Source organism: Pseudarthrobacter sp. O4, from assembly GCF_050157025.1.
Taxonomy (GTDB): domain Bacteria; phylum Actinomycetota; class Actinomycetes; order Actinomycetales; family Micrococcaceae; genus Arthrobacter.
Genome location: NZ_CP189591.1, coordinates 1,408,610 through 1,423,295 on the forward strand (window position 1 = coordinate 1,408,610; position 14,686 = coordinate 1,423,295).

The following is a 14,686-nucleotide window of genomic DNA, read 5'->3' on the forward strand; positions in this document are numbered from 1 at the left end:
GTTACTTGGTCAGGCTGGAAGTGAGGCTGGAGGCGAACTCGGGCAGCCATTCACGCAGGCCGGGGCCCAGGTCCTCGCTGTCACAGGCGAGCTGAACGCAGGCCTTGAGGTAGCTCAGCTTGTCGCCGGTGTCGTAGCGGCGGCCGCGGAAGACGACGCCGTACACGCCATAGCCTTCGCCGTCACCGGCAGCGAGCTCCTGAAGTGCGTCGGTAAGCTGGATTTCCCCGCCACGGCCGGGCGCAGTGCGTTCCAGGACCTCAAACACCGCCGGGTGGAGGACGTAGCGGCCGATCACGGCGAGGTTGGACGGAGCGTCCTGAACGTCGGGCTTCTCCACGAGGTGGTTGATCCGGACGTACTCTTCACCCTGGATCGCATGGACGTCGGCACAGCCGTAGGCGCTGATCTGGGAGGGGTCCACCTCGATCAGCGCCACCACCGATCCGCCGGTCTTGGCCTGGACCTCGATCATGGTGCTGAGCAGCTCGTCTCGGGCGTCGATCAGGTCATCGCCCAGCAGGACAGCAAACGGTTCGTAGCCCACGTGCTGCTTCGCACGCAGGACGGCGTGGCCCAGGCCCAGCGGATCGCCCTGGCGCACGTAGTGGATGTCGCCGAGGTTGCTGGCGGCCTGGATGGACTCCAGCTTCGCGGTGTCCCCCTTGGCTTCGAGGGTGGCTTCCAGCGTGGGGACGCGGTCGAAGTGGTCTTCGAGCGCACGCTTGTTTCGGCCCGTGATCATCAGGATGTCGCTCAAACCGACGTTGACGGCTTCCTCGACGACGTACTGGATGGCCGGCTTGTCAACCACGGGAAGCATTTCCTTCGGCATGGCCTTGGTGGCCGGAAGGAACCTGGTGCCGAGGCCCGCAGCGGGGATGACGGCCTTGCGGACGGAAGCGATTGGTGTAGTCACTCGACTAATCTAACGGAGGTACTAAACATTCGGTAATTAGCTACAGCCGCAATGAGCCCGGACGACGCGCCGCGGCTCGGCACGGGACTGCAACAGGTGGAGGGCCGGGCATTGAAGGCATCAAAGGAAGAGATCCGCGCCAGCCACCGGACGCGGCGCGCCGGGCTTTCACCGACAGTGCTCGACGCCGCAGGCGCAGCCATTGCCAGGCACGGCCTGACGTGGGCAAACAAACTCGCCGGCGGCGGGACGGGAACTTTCGCGGCCTACCTGGGGGTGGGCAGCGAACCGCCAACCCTGCCGCTGCTGTCGGCCATGCACGACGCCGGACACGATATATTGCTGCCGGTCTGCGAGCCGGGCCTCGAACTGAGCTGGGTGTACTGGACTCCGGCGTCCGGTTTTGTCCGCAGCCGCTACGCACCGATCCCGGAACCCGTCGGGGAACGCCACGGGCCGGAGATCATGCAATCCGCCCTTGGCATCGTCCTGCCGGCCACCGCCGTGGACTTCTCCGGCAACCGCATCGGCCAGGGCGGCGGCTACTACGACAAGTTCCTCGCGCGGCTGGCGTCGATCCGGCCCGGCCACAAACAGCCGGACGACGGCGGAGGGCCTCCCCTTGCGCTGCCCACCGCTGCGGTCGTCTACGACGCCGAGGTGCTGCCCGCCGGGAGCATTCCGGCGGAGTCGTTCGACCGAAAGGTGTCCGCCGCGCTGACCCCGGGCGGGCTGATCCGCCTGCTCTGAAGCCACATTCCCGGGATGATAGAATTGGCACTCAGGCCCTGCGACTGCTAAGGGAAGGAACCCGTCGATAGACATATCGGCTGTGTTCCGGACCTCGGCGGCACGGGACCTGCTCGTTTGTCCCTGAGGAGGATTTCCAGTGCCCACGTATGCATACGCCTGCAAGGACTGCAGCCACGCCTTCGAGATCGTGCAGTCGTTCACCGACAACTCCCTGACGTCCTGTCCCGAGTGCCAGGGGAGCCTGCGCAAGAAGTTCAACAGCGTCGGCGTCGTCTTCAAGGGCTCCGGCTTCTACCGGAACGACTCCCGCGACACCAAGGGCAGCTCCGTGCCCCCGGCAGCGGCCCCTGTGACCCCGGCGGCAGCTCCTGCCCCCGCTGCCGCGGGCTAGGCAACCGCCGCCCGCTCCGGACGCCGCTTGTCCACATAGGACTGCACGCCCCGGACCTGCGTTACGCCTACGGCTAGCGTGGCAGTATGGTCACCGCCGGAACCTTCGTTTCCCCGTCCAGGATTCTGCTCCCTGCGCCATTCCTTAGTGCAGTCTTCCGTGCTCGCTCCGTGCTCGCGGGCGGCCGTTCCCCCCGCCCGCGCGTCTATCGGCCGCACTCCGGAAGCCCGCCGGGATCCAGGCCCCGGGGCGGACCGCTGAGGCGCCGCCGACTGACCGGCTGGCTGAACCGCAACCGGCGGCTTGCAGTGGCGCTCCTGCTCTGCGTCGCCGCCGGCATCGCCGTCCAACAACTCACGCCGCCGCCGGCCGACACCGTCGTCGCCCTCGCCGCTGCCCGGGATCTGCCGGCCGGCAAAGCCCTCGAGGCTGACGATCTGCGGGTTCTCAACATCCCTCACAACCTGCTGCCCAGCGGCAGTTTCAGCAACACCGCGGCGCTCCAAGGGAAGCAGTTGGCCGTAGCGCTGCGGCAGGGCCAGCTGATTTCCGATGCACAGCTCCTGGGTCCTGGCCTGCTCGCCGGCAGCCCGCCGGGCTCGGCTGCCGTGCCGCTCCGGATGGCGGACCCGGCCTCCATCCAACTGGTCTCCCCAGGACAACTGATCAACGTGGTGATGTCCACCGGCAACGGCTTTGACCAGCCGGCAACATCCGAGGTCCTGGCGGCCGCCGTGCCCGTACTGTGGACCTCCGCACAGGGCGGCAAGGCAGGCCCGTGGCTCGCGGCCGGAGAGACGGATGGCCTCATGGTCGTCGCGGCAGATGCCGATCAGGCGCGGCGGCTGGCCGGCGCCTCGACCCAAGGAAAGCTGTTCTTCGTCCTCGTAGCCGCTGCCCCCGGCTAGGCAACTTCAGGCTAGAGGCGGCGCAGCCGGCCCACCTGTTGCTAGCCCCAGTGCGGGGGCTTCTGTTCCTGCAGCCAGGAGTCGTGATCGTAGCCGTCGGGCTGGTCGCCCCAGCGGCGAGGGTCGTCCTCAGCCGCCTTGTTCGGCAAGACACCGTCCGGTAAGACACTGTCGGCAGTCGCGGAGTCGGGCACACCGTTCTGCAAACCGCCGACGGGCAAACCGCTGTCGGGCAAGAAACTGTTGGCGGTCGCGGCGGAATCGCCCGCGGCGCGCGGCGCGCCAGTCCCGGCTGCGTCCGGCTCAGCGGCAGAGTTGCCGCGGTGCTCGGCCGGGGAACTGCCGCCCTTGCCGGTGTCCGGGATGCTGTTGTTCTGGATTTCGCCGTCTGCACTCATGCCGTCGGCCTCCTTACTGCCCATTGTTGCTGCTGCTTGCTGTTGCGCGTTGTCCGACCAGCCGGACGTGGCCCGCTCGGACGTGGCCCGCTCGGATGTGGCCCGCTCTTCGGCGGCCTGTGCGTCGTTGACGGCCAGGTTCTCCACGTCATCGTCGAAGAAGCCTGGCGAGGTCCTGTTTCGGCTGGACACCGCCGGCTTCTCCAGCCCAAGGTATCCGCCGATCCGGTCGGCACAGGCGGAAGGGTCGGTGAAAACCTCTATGGTCCACAGCGGCATGTAGCGCCAGCCGAGCCGCTCCAGCTGCTGCGGCCGGAGCCTGCTGCGTTCGCGCACGGTCATCCGCCGGTACTGCTCGGTTCCGTCGGATTCGATGGCCACGGGGCGTGGGATCTCGGCGTCGTCCTGGCCGATGGTGTTCAGCGGGTCCGCTGCGGCCACCATGTTCAGGACTCCGTCGTACTGGTGCCAGACCCGTGCGCCGCGGGCCCGGAGCCGGTCGCCCAGGTCGGCCACCAACGGGTCGGCGCCAAGGGCCTGCTCGCTGGCGGCGGCCCGCGATGCGGGGCTGCCCAGATCGGAGTTGCCTGCAATCTCACGGTCCAGCAGCTCGTAGAAGTCCACCGCTCCGTGGCTGAGCCGCGTCACGTCCAGATCTTCGGGACGAAAGCAGCTGAGCACGTGCAGGGAGCGGCGGGCGCGTGTCATGGCGAGGGCAAACTTGGCCCGGCCGCCCTCCGCCGAGAGCGGGCCGAGGTTGTGCAGGGCACGCCCGTGCGGGGTCCGCCCATAGCCCGGGGAGAAGATCACGTGGTCGCGGACCAGGCCCTGGGCGCGGTCCAGGTCCACCACCCGGAAGGATTCGTCCCCTGCGGTGAAGAAGCTTGCCAGCAGCGGATAGTTGGGTAGCTGCAGCCGGATGGACTCACCGATTCGGGCGGCGTGGCGGAGGCTGCCGGTGACAACTGCCAAGGAGGTCCGGGGCCGGAGGCGGGCGTGCTCGAAGACGAGCTCGACGGCGCGGTTCACTTCGGCGACAACAGATTCGACGCCGTCCTGGTCCGCACTGGGCAGCCCGGTACCGTCCGGCAGGTATTCCAGGGTCAGGGCACGGTCCAGCCCGGTCGCGGACTGGCCCTCCGGAAGCCGGCGGAGCCCGCCGTCGTAGAAGCCCTTGCTCAACTGCCGGACGAGGTCTTCATCGACCGCGCGGTACACAGTCCGCAGCTTCCAGACCGGCAGCACAGCGGCGAGGGCCCGGTAGGCGCTTTCAACGCCCTGGTGGGAGCTTTCACCGGCGGCGAGCCGCTCCACGCTGACGGTAAACGTCCTGGGGCTGGCGATCCGGTCGTCACCAAAGGCAATGACCTGCTGGGCCCGGGCGATGGCAGGGAGGACGGCCTGCAGTGAGGTCGTCTCGGCGTCGAGGATGACCACGGCGTCGAACTTCTGCTCGATCGGCAGCAGGCCGGACATCAGGTACGGGCTGACCGACCACACCGGCACCAGCATGGGCAGCAGTTCCGGGGCCTGTCCGGTCAGGGCGGCGAGGGTTACGCGGCCGTCCTTGAGCAGGCTGCGCAAGAGGTCCGCCTGCCGCGGGTTCTCCGCGATGGCCGCCCGCCAACGTTCGGCAAGCTTCCAGCGCAGGCGGGCAGCGCCGCTGGCGATGTGGGCGTTGTCTGCGAGGCGGTACTCCGCCTCGAGCTGGCGCAGCGCGTCGCCGTCGGACATGGCGAGGTAGTCGTCGCCGCTGATCATGGCCTCCAGCGCGGACTGCCACCACGCCAGCTCGAGTTCCGCCGCCACCGATTCCGCCGGCACCTCGCGTTCGGCCAGGTCGGCAAGCAGTTCGCCCAGGCCGTGTTCGCGCATGTTTTCCACCAGCAGCGTGCGCTCCGGCAGCGTTTCCAGGGTGCCCGTGTCGGCGACCAGCCGTTCCAGGCGTGCCACGAGCTCGTCATAGGGCGTGGACAGCAGCTCGCCGCCGGCGTCTGTGTGCTTGACGGCCAGGCCCAGTTCGAACAGCTCCGCCCCGAGCTCACGGTAGAGCGCCGTGATCTCGGCGAGGCCCGAGGGGACCGCGGGGTGGCGCTGCGTCGTGGCGTAGCCGGACCAGGCGGCCCGCTGATCCTGGACGAGGACGAGCGAACTGTGGAGATCGGCGATGTGGACGCCCGGGCGGACGTATTCCTTGGCGACGCGGCGCAGCCGGGAGCGCTGCATGGACGGCATCTCGATGTTCCGTTCACGCCGCCAGGAGGAGGAGGCGGTCGCGGAAATGAGGTCGTGGACCGGCCGGTCGAAAATGTCCGGGGTGAACTTGTCGAGGCTTTCGCGCACAGCGACGAGGAGTTCGATCTGCTCGCCCCATTCGGCAAACGTGCTGCCGAGGCGGATCTCGGCGTGTTCGGCGACGCCGTTCATGCGCTCGCGCAGCAGCGGCAGCTTCTCTGCCACGGACCCGGCCACCTGCTGGGCTTCCTGGGTTTCCTTGCGGGTCAGGAGCCGGGCCCCGTGCCAGGGACTGGTGGTGGAGGCGCGGTTGAAACTGCCCAGTTCGGCAGCCCGGCGGAGCCGCCCGGCCAGCTCCTCGCGGTCCCGGATGCTGTCCAGCACGCTGCGCTTGAGCCGCACCGTGGTGGCCGGCGCCGGCTGGATCGACGTCAGCTCGGCCAGCGACTGCATCGCCTCGTACGGCGAGCACCCCCAGCGCTGGCGGACGTTGTGGAGCGACGCGACGTGGTCCATGAGGGCGTGGCGGTGCTCGGTCAGGGTGGTGTGAAGGTTGCTCAGCTGCGGCTCGAGGGACTTCTCGTTGCGCACAATCGCCCGGACCAGCTGGCCTTTGAGATGCAGCGGCGTCGCGTTGCCGGAAACCTGGAAGAGCACCGAATCGAGTCCGAGCGTCTCCAGCTGGGAGGAGAGCTCGCCCAGGCTGGCGCGCCGGTCCCCCACCACCAGGACGGTCTTGCCTTCATCAACGAGGGCGCCGACGGTGTTGATGGCGGTCTGGGTCTGGCCGGTCCCCGGCGGACTGCTCACGACGAGCGAGTCCCCCGCCCGGACCGCGTCCACGACGTACTGCTGCTCCGCGTCGGCGTCGAGCAGCAGCAGTTCCTCGGCGGGATTGCGTGCATCGGTGCTCGGGAAGCGGCCGGTCTTGAGTTCGGGCATCTTCAGTGGCACCCCCGCGGCGGCACGCGCCAGGGCCGAGACGAGCGCATTGTTCTCGTTGATCCAGGGATCCTCCAGGTTGCCGGACAGGTCCGAGAACGTGGAGACGAGGAGGTTGTGTTCAATGTCGGCACCATGGATGGGCTGGACGAGCGTGCCGAGGCGGTCCAGGACCGGCTGTGGATCGAAACGGGCGGTGCTGTAGGCCATCCGGGTCACGGCATTGACGTCGAAGACGATCCCGTGAATGGTCTTCAGATGGCGGATCAGGGCCGGGTTGATCCGGGCCTGTTCGGTCAGCTGCAGTTCGTAATCGTCCTCACCCGGCCGGACGGTGAGGGAAATGGCGATGAGCATGACGGGGGCTGAGACGCGCTGCGGCTTGCCCCCGACGGCGGAAGTCCAGACGACCGTACCGGCGGAGAAATAGCCCGCATCGATGCCGCGGTCGTTGGCCAGTTCGAAGATCTTCGAGCGCAGGTTCCGTGAGGCGCGGGCGGCGATGACATACTGCTGGCGGTCGCGGATCAGGGTGGAAAGCCGGGTACGCCGTCCCGCCATGAGCTGGGCCAGACCGGACGGGTGCGCGTTGGTCAGGTCGATGGAGCCTTCGGGCGTCTTGGTGAAGCGCAGCATCGTATCTGCTCCGGTGACGGGCTTGAGCCCCGACAGCCATTTCCTGAGCTCCTCGGAGCCGCCGGGGTGGCCTTGACCAACTGACACTGCTGCCTTCTTTTCTGTGCTCGCTTTTTCTGGGCTCGCGTTTACCGCGCTCGAGTTTTCGGTACTCGCGTTTTCGGTGCTCGCGTTTACCGTGCTCGCGCGCGGCGCCTTGGACCATACCGGCATGCCTTCGAGCGTAGCCCGAATCGGCCGCGAGGAAGAGCCCGCAACACTGGCGCCGGTCAAATTGGACCGGAAATGGCCCTATGAGACTACCCGGCTAAAAATACCCCACACACAAAATGACCGGCCCCGTCAGGAGGCCGGCCATTTCATACGCCTGTGTTCAGCAGGCTATTCCCACTCGATGGTTCCCGGCGGCTTGCTGGTCACGTCCAGCACTACACGGTTGACCCCGTCCACTTCGTTGGTGATCCGGTTGGAGATCCGGGCCAGCAGATCGTAGGGAAGCCGTGACCAGTCGGCCGTCATGGCGTCTTCGGAGGACACGGGGCGCAGCACGATCGGGTGGCCGTAGGTGCGGCCGTCGCCCATGACGCCGACGCTGCGGACATCTGCCAGCAGCACCACCGGCATCTGCCATACCTCGTTGTCCAGGCCGGCGGCGGTCAGTTCGGCGCGGGCAATGGCATCCGCCTTGCGCAGGAGGTCCAGGCGATCCTTGGTGACCTCGCCGACAATCCGGATGCCAAGGCCCGGGCCCGGGAACGGCTGGCGCCCGACGATCTCCTGCGGCAGGCCGAGCTGCGCGCCGACGGCACGGACTTCATCCTTGAACAGGGCCCGCAGCGGCTCCACGAGTTCGAACTGCAGATCCTCCGGCAGGCCGCCCACGTTGTGGTGGCTCTTGATGTTCGCCGAGCCTTCGCCGCCGCCGGATTCGACGACGTCGGGGTACAGGGTGCCCTGGACGAGGAACCTGATCTTCTCTCCGTGCGCGGCCGCCTCGGAGATGATCGCCAGCTCGGCTTCCTCGAAGGCGCGGATGAATTCGCGGCCGATGATCTTACGTTTGGCTTCCGGGTCGCTGACGCCGGCCAGGGCGGCCAGGAAGCGCTCCTGCTCGTTGGCAACGTAGAGCTTGACGCCCGTGGCGGCCACGAAGTCGCGTTCGACCTGTTCGGCTTCGCCCTCGCGCAGCAGTCCATGGTCCACGAAGACACAGGTCAGCTGGTCGCCTACGGCACGCTGGACCAAGGCTGCCGCGACAGCGGAATCGACGCCGCCGGACAGGCCGCAGATGACGCGGGCGTCGCCGATCTGTTTGCGGATCCGCTCGATCTGCTCCTCGAGGATGTTTCCCGTGGTCCAGTTCGGCTCCAGCTTTGCGCCCTTGAACAGGAAGTTCTCCAGGACCTCCTGGCCGTAGGCGGAGTGCTTCACCTCGGGGTGCCACTGAACGCCGTAGAGGCCCTTTTCTTCGTTGGCGAAGGCGGCAACGTCGGCGCCGGCCGTCGTCGCGAGGACCTCGAAGCCCTCCGGGGCCTCGTGGACGGAGTCGCCGTGGCTCATCCAGGTGCTCTGGTGCTGGGGCATGCCCTCCAGGATGGAGCGGGCCTCGCCGACGGTGGTGGTCTCGGTGGCGCCGTACTCGCGGAGCCCGGTCTGGGCCACCTTGCCGCCGAGCGCATTGGCCATGGCCTGGAAGCCGTAGCAGATGCCGAAGACCGGGATTCCGGCCTCAAAAAGGTCCGCGCCGACGCTGGGGGCGCCTTCGGCGTAGACGCTTGCGGGGCCGCCGGAGAGGATGATGGCGGCCGGATTCTTGGCCAGCAGCTGCTCGGTGCTGTAGGTATGCGGAACCACTTCCGAATACACATTCGCTTCCCGGACGCGGCGGGCGATCAGCTGCGCGTACTGGGCACCGTAGTCAACAACCAGCACGGGCTTGTGGGACGTCTGGGATGCAGGGGGAGTAGTCACCGTACTAGCGTACTTTGCACCGCCGCCCGGCCGCACCTTGAGAAGACGGTCCGGGCCCCGCAATGAGCCGCCGGGTGAGCGAACTCACACGGGGCCACGCTCCGGAAAGACAGGACCCGCCGCGGGGGCAGATCAGGGCGGATCGGACACTCGAAGCGCCCTGGTCTGCACCTCAGCGTCCCACGGCGTCCGGCGGGCGCCGGCGGGCTGCCGCGTCCGGCCCTGGGCAGCTCCCGTTCAGTAGCGCTGCTCAGTAGCGCTGCGGCGCCTGCGGGTTCGCGGCGAGCTCCGCGTCAACGTCGGCGTGGAATTTCTTCTCGACGAAGAAGGACAGGAACGGGACGACGCCGCCGAGCGCCAGGATGATGAGCTTGGCGAACGGCCAGCGCATGAGGGACCACAGGCGGAAGTTGGAGATGAGGTAGACGACGTACATCCAGCCGTGCACGATCAGGACCGCGACGGAGAGGTTCAGCCCGCCAATAACACCGGCCGGCTCGGCATCGGCAAACCCGAAGCCGTGGGGCTGGCCGGTCACGGCGTTGGTGCCGCCGGCGAACAGGTACTGGCCGAACGCGTACCGGGCGATCAGTTCGGCGCAGAGCAGCAGCAGCATGGATCCGGTGAGGTAGGCAAGCACCTTGTAGAACTTCAGGGCGGAGCGGATCTGTGCCTCGGTTCCGCCGAAGCGGCGCTTCTTGCCGTTGGCGCTTCCCGTTAAGTTGGACTGCTGCGGCTGGATGGCCGGCTGGGGCTCGATCATGATTGCACTTTCGGTTCTGTGGGACGTGCTTCGGTGGGGTGTGGTCCGGCGGGGTGCTCCTCGTCGGCGGCGGACGCCTGCGCGGCCTGCTCCTCGTCGAGTGCGTCTTCCAGCCCGCGGCGGTAGTCGTCCTTGACCAGGCGCCACCAGATGAAGAGCGCGAAGCCGGCGAAGACTACCCATTCGGCGGCGTAGAAGAGGTTCAGCCAGTTGACTTTCTGGGCAGGGGGCTGCGGCCCGATGTTCAGCGGCTTCAGATCGCCCCCGACGTCGGCCGCACCGACATCCGTGGTGCCGGCCAGCTCGGTGTCTGCGGCGATGAACCCGGGGTAGCTGCTGACCTCCCAGATGTTGATGAGCTCGGCGACGGAGACGGCGGTGGCCCGTCCGGGACCGGCATCGGTGTTGGGAAGCGGGGCCTCGGACGGGATGAGCCGGCCGGTGAGTTTAATGGTGCCCGACGGCGGCGCCACGACATCCGCAGGATCTGCCACCCAGCCGCGGGCAACCGGGATCCAGGTCTGCGGCGAGGCGCCCGCGCCGGCCAGGACTGGAGCATCCGTGACGGCGAACGCAGACACGATCCAGTAGCCCTTCGCGCCGTCGTGCAGGCGGCCCGGAACCAGGACCTGCTTCTGCCGGTCATAGCTGCCCGTGGCCGTCGTTTTCTGGTCCGCGACGGATCCCGGGAAGAAATTGCCCGGCTGCAGCGCCGAGGTCAGCGGCTTGGGTTCCTCGGTCGTCGTCGCGACCGGGACCTCCGCCTGCGTGGAGCGGCCGAACTGCCACTGGCTCAGCAGCACAAAAACCCCGGAAATGACGATCGCAAACAAGAGGCCTGCAATCCATCGGGGTCTAAGGGCAGTTTTCAGCACCCCTTAACCGTACTTCGTCCTCGTGTAGAACAACGAAACGGGCCGGTGGGACAGATCCTAGAGTGGGGCAGCCGGGTCCCTGCGTGGCGACGGAGTCGACACGAAAGGGCCTGCCCCAATCTCTAATGGTCGAAGAAGACCAGGCTGGAGTTGATGAGCTCCGCGATCACTTCGGGATCGTAGGCCCGGCGGAGCGACTCGCGGAACGATTCCTTGGACAGCGAGCGCGCCAGCGTGGCAAGTACTTCCAGGTGGTCTGAGAAGGAGCTGGCCGGCGTCGCGATCAGCAGGACCACCGTTGCCGGGCCGTCAGCGGCGCCGAAGTCGAGGGACCTGCCGTACTTCGTGATGCCGACGGCAATCGAGGTCCGGGAGACGAACTCGCTGCGGGCATGGGGCAGGCCGATGCCGCCCGGAAGCCCGGTGGCGAGCTGATGCTCGCGCGCGTTGACGTGCTTGAGGAAACCCTCCAGATCGGAGATCCGTCCGGCGGCATGCATCCTTTCGGCGAGCTGCGACGTGGCGTCGAGCTTGTCCGTGGCATCCATCTCGAGGACCACCATTTCGGGGGTGGTGAGTCCGGCGTCATACCTGTCCAGTGGTTCCGCCAAGAGGTGTCCCTTCGAAGTGGCGTGAGTGCGCGCCGTCCGGCAGCCTGGGGATCCGGGCTCCCGTCCGGCGTTGCCGGTCAGCGCAGCGGAACGATGTCCTCGACGCCCATTCGTGCGGCGTCGGCGGACTCATCATCCGGTTGCTCCTGGCTCAGCCGTTCGGCGTCAACCCGGGCCAGGTAATGCTTGATTTCACTCTCGCGCTGCGCATCGCTCCAGCCGAGAACATCCCCCATCAGTTTAGCGACTACCGGAGCGGCGGACACACCGCGGTCCCAGGCCTCGATGGAAATGCGGGTACGCCGGGTCAGCACGTCCTGAACGTGGCGGGCACCTTCGTGGGTGGCGGCATAGACGGCCTCGGCGGCGAGGTAGTCGTCCGCGCCCGGCAGCGGTTCGGCCAGTTCGGCGTGAGCGGCGATGAGGGCCAGCACTTCGGGGGCCATGGCACCGTAGCGGTTGAGCAGGTGCTCGATCCGTGCCACGTGCACGCCGGTCTCTTCCGCCATCCGGTTCCGTTTGTTCCAGGCGGCCTTGAAGCCGCTGGCGCCCAGCAGCGGTATGGATTCCGTGCAGCTTGGCGGGACGCGTTCGTCCATGCTGCGGGTCGCCTCGTCGACGGCGTCCTTGGCCATCACCCGGTAGGTGGTCCATTTGCCGCCGGCCACCACCACAAGTCCGGGCACGGGGTGCGCCACGACGTGCTCGCGGGAGAGCTTGGCGGTGGAATCGTTCTCCCCCGCCAGCAGCGGGCGCAGCCCGGCATAGACACCCTCGACGTCTTCGCGGGTGAGTGGCCGCTTCAGGACCTTGTTCACGTGCTCCAGGAGGTAGTCAATGTCCTTGCTGGAGGCCGCAGGGTGGGCCTTGTCCAGATGCCAGTCGGTATCGGTGGTCCCGATGATCCAGTGCCGGCCCCACGGGATGACGAAGAGCACGGACTTCTCGGTCCGCAGGATCAGCCCCACGGTGGACTGGACGCGGTCCCGGGGCACCACCAGGTGGATCCCCTTGGAGGCGCGGACCTTGAGCTGGCCGCGGTCGGTCACCATGGCCTGGGTCTCATCCGTCCAGACACCGGTGGCGTTGATGACCTGTTTGGCGTGGATGTTGAAGGTGGAGCCGTCCTCGTGGTTGATCACCTTGGCCCCGACCACGCGTTCGCCCTCGCGCAGGAAGTCCACGACCGACATCTGGGTCACCGCGTGGGCGCCGTAGTAGGCGGCGGTGCGGATGAGGTTGGCGACGTACTTGGCGTCGTCGACCTGGCCGTCGTAGTAGCGGATGGACCCGACGAAGGCGTCATCCTTGAGGCTCGGGGCGGCTCGCAGGGTCCCGCGGCGGCTCAGGTGTTTGTGGAAGGGGACACCGCGGCTATGCCCGCCGGTGATGGACATCACGTCATACAGGGCGATCCCGGCGCCGACATAGGGCCGCTCAAGGAACGGCTTGGTGAGCGGGTACAGGAAGGGGACCGGCCGGGCAAGGTGCGGCGCCAGCACGGAGAGAATGAGTCCGCGTTCGTGCAATGCCTCTTTGACCAGTGCAAAGTCGAGCATTTCGAGGTAGCGGAGGCCGCCGTGTATGAGCTTCGAGGACCGCGAGGAGGTCCCCGCGGCCCAGTCGTTGGCCTCCACGATCCCGACGCTCAGTCCGCGCGTGACGGCGTCCAGGGCGGCGCCGGTGCCGACGATGCCTCCGCCGACGATCAGGATGTCGAGTTCCTTGCCGGGGTCCGTGGTTCCCCTGAGCACCGCGAGTGAAGCTTCGCGTTCCGCGGGCCCAAGGGCGCCGCCGGCCACGGGAGAACCGCCGGGAAAACTGTTCATGTCACGCCTCCATCGGGATCAAACCTCGTAGGGCACCAGACTACGTCCAAGTTCTCCGGATGGGCAGGGGCACCTCAGTTGCCGGCGTAGGGCGAGACGACGACGTCGACGCGCTGGAATTCTTTGAGGTCCGAATAGCCTGTGGTTGCCATCGAACGGCGCAGCGCACCGATCAGGTTGGACGTTCCGTTGGTGTGGTGGCCCGGTCCGAACAGGACCTCTTCGAGGGGTCCGACCGTGCCGACGTTGACCCTGTCGCCACGGGGAAGCTCAAGGTGGTGGGCCTCCTGGCCCCAGTGCCAGCCCTTGCCGGGGGCTTCGTCGGCGCGGGCCAGGGCGCTGCCCAGCATCACGGCGTCGGCGCCCATGGCGATGGCCTTGACGATGTCGCCGGACGCGCCGACGCCTCCGTCGGCGATGACGTGGACGTAGCGGCCGCCGGACTCGTCCATGTAGTCCCGGCGCGCCGCGGCGACGTCGGAGATGGCGGAGGCCATCGGCGAGTGGATCCCCAGGGCGCGGCGGGTGGTGGAGGTCGCTCCCCCGCCGAAGCCGACCAGGACTCCGGCGGCGCCGGTGCGCATGAGGTGCAGCGCCGGGGTGTAGCCGGCGGCGCCGCCGACGATCACGGGGACGTCCAGTTCGTAGATGAACTGCTTGAGGTTCAGCGGCTTGTGGTCCTTGGAGACATGCTCGGCCGAGACGGTGGTTCCGCGGATCACGAAGATGTCGACGCCGGCGGCCACCACGGTCTTGTAGTGTTCCTGGGTCCTCTGCGGGGTCAGCGATCCTGCCACCGTCACGCCCGCGGCCCGGATCTCGGCGAGCCGGGACGTGATCAGCTCAGGCTGGATGGGCGCCCGGTAGAGCTCCTGCATGCGGCGTGTGACGGCCGGGCTGTTGGTCTCGTCCTGGAGCGCCGCGATCTGGTCCAGCACGGACTGCGGGTCCTCGTACCGGGTCCAGAGGCCTTCGAGGTCGAGGACGCCGAGTCCGCCGAGGCGGCCAAGGGCGATCACGGTTTCCGGGGACATGGCCGAATCCATCGGCGCCGCGATGACCGGCATGTCGAACTTGTAGGCATCGATCTGCCAGGAGACGGAGACGTCCTTGGGGTCACGCGTACGTCGGTTGGGGACAATCGCAATGTCGTCCAGGGAGTAGGCACGACGCCCACGCTTGCCACGGCCAATCTCAATCTCGTAAGTCACTGCTCTAGGTTATCCCAGCGGGCGGGCCTGGTACCGATGGCCCGCCCGGCTGCGCCGCAATGCCCTTGTCCCGGGGCCGGCTGCATCCTCTGCCGCGCCCCATTGCCACATCTGGCCGGAATGGGACGCGGCATAGCGGCCATCTCTGGCGAATCGCCGCTCACTCCCCTGGCCTGCGGGGCTGGGGACTTTCTCCGCACCCGCCCGGACGATAGGATGCACAGTTGAACGTTCAAATAATACG

11 protein-coding genes are annotated in these 14,686 nt (G+C 67.6%); 3 read left to right on the plus strand and 8 right to left on the minus strand.

The window, feature by feature from the left end:
* Position 1: 1 nt before the first annotated feature.
* On the minus strand, positions 2 to 919 hold the full coding sequence (gene galU, locus ACQCSU_RS06370) for a UTP--glucose-1-phosphate uridylyltransferase GalU (protein WP_354240878.1): 918 nt from the start codon (positions 917 to 919) through the stop codon (positions 2 to 4).
* Positions 920 to 970: 51 nt separating this feature from the next.
* Here galU and ACQCSU_RS06375 point away from each other — a divergent pair, with 51 nt between their 5' ends.
* The 3 genes from ACQCSU_RS06375 (at position 971) to ACQCSU_RS06385 (ending at position 2,971) form a co-directional block, all read left to right on the plus strand.
* Complete coding sequence (locus ACQCSU_RS06375) at positions 971 to 1,669, plus strand: 5-formyltetrahydrofolate cyclo-ligase (RefSeq protein WP_426978897.1); 699 nt, start codon at positions 971 to 973, stop codon at positions 1,667 to 1,669.
* Positions 1,670 to 1,808: 139 nt separating this feature from the next.
* Positions 1,809 to 2,063 carry an FmdB family zinc ribbon protein gene (locus ACQCSU_RS06380; RefSeq protein WP_426978898.1) on the plus strand — a complete coding sequence of 85 codons (255 nt, stop codon included), beginning with the start codon at positions 1,809 to 1,811 and terminating at the stop codon, positions 2,061 to 2,063.
* Positions 2,064 to 2,380: 317 nt separating this feature from the next.
* A complete protein-coding gene (locus ACQCSU_RS06385) occupies positions 2,381 to 2,971 on the plus strand; it encodes an RcpC/CpaB family pilus assembly protein (protein WP_426979731.1) in 591 nt (196 codons plus the stop codon).
* Between the two features lie 41 nt (positions 2,972 to 3,012).
* Here ACQCSU_RS06385 and ACQCSU_RS06390 read toward each other — a convergent pair whose 3' ends face one another.
* The 7 genes from ACQCSU_RS06390 to ACQCSU_RS06420 form a co-directional block, all read right to left on the minus strand.
* Positions 3,013 to 7,269 carry an AAA family ATPase gene (locus ACQCSU_RS06390; protein ID WP_426978899.1) on the minus strand — a complete coding sequence of 1,419 codons (4,257 nt, stop codon included), beginning with the start codon at positions 7,267 to 7,269 and terminating at the stop codon, positions 3,013 to 3,015.
* 294 nt (positions 7,270 to 7,563) lie between these two features.
* Positions 7,564 to 9,153: a glutamine-hydrolyzing GMP synthase gene (gene guaA / locus ACQCSU_RS06395; protein ID WP_426978900.1), complete on the minus strand. Its 1,590-nt coding sequence runs from the start codon at positions 9,151 to 9,153 to the stop codon at positions 7,564 to 7,566.
* A gap of 250 nt (positions 9,154 to 9,403) precedes the next feature.
* The gene (locus ACQCSU_RS06400) at positions 9,404 to 9,916 is read right to left on the minus strand and encodes a DUF3817 domain-containing protein (RefSeq protein WP_426978902.1); all 513 of its coding nucleotides are present in this window, start codon (positions 9,914 to 9,916) and stop codon (positions 9,404 to 9,406) included.
* A complete protein-coding gene (locus ACQCSU_RS06405) occupies positions 9,913 to 10,791 on the minus strand; it encodes an SURF1 family protein (protein ID WP_426978903.1) in 879 nt (292 codons plus the stop codon). Before ACQCSU_RS06405 ends, ACQCSU_RS06400 begins: the two co-directional genes overlap by 4 nt.
* A 122-nt stretch (positions 10,792 to 10,913) precedes the next feature.
* Positions 10,914 to 11,402, minus strand: coding sequence for a PTS sugar transporter subunit IIA (locus ACQCSU_RS06410; RefSeq protein ID WP_426978904.1), 489 nt, complete (start codon positions 11,400 to 11,402; stop codon positions 10,914 to 10,916).
* A gap of 77 nt (positions 11,403 to 11,479) precedes the next feature.
* Positions 11,480 to 13,231: a glycerol-3-phosphate dehydrogenase/oxidase gene (locus ACQCSU_RS06415; RefSeq protein WP_426978905.1), complete on the minus strand. Its 1,752-nt coding sequence runs from the start codon at positions 13,229 to 13,231 to the stop codon at positions 11,480 to 11,482.
* Between the two features lie 74 nt (positions 13,232 to 13,305).
* Positions 13,306 to 14,442: a GuaB3 family IMP dehydrogenase-related protein gene (locus ACQCSU_RS06420; protein WP_426978906.1), complete on the minus strand. Its 1,137-nt coding sequence runs from the start codon at positions 14,440 to 14,442 to the stop codon at positions 13,306 to 13,308.
* Between the last annotated feature and the right edge of the window lie 244 nt (positions 14,443 to 14,686).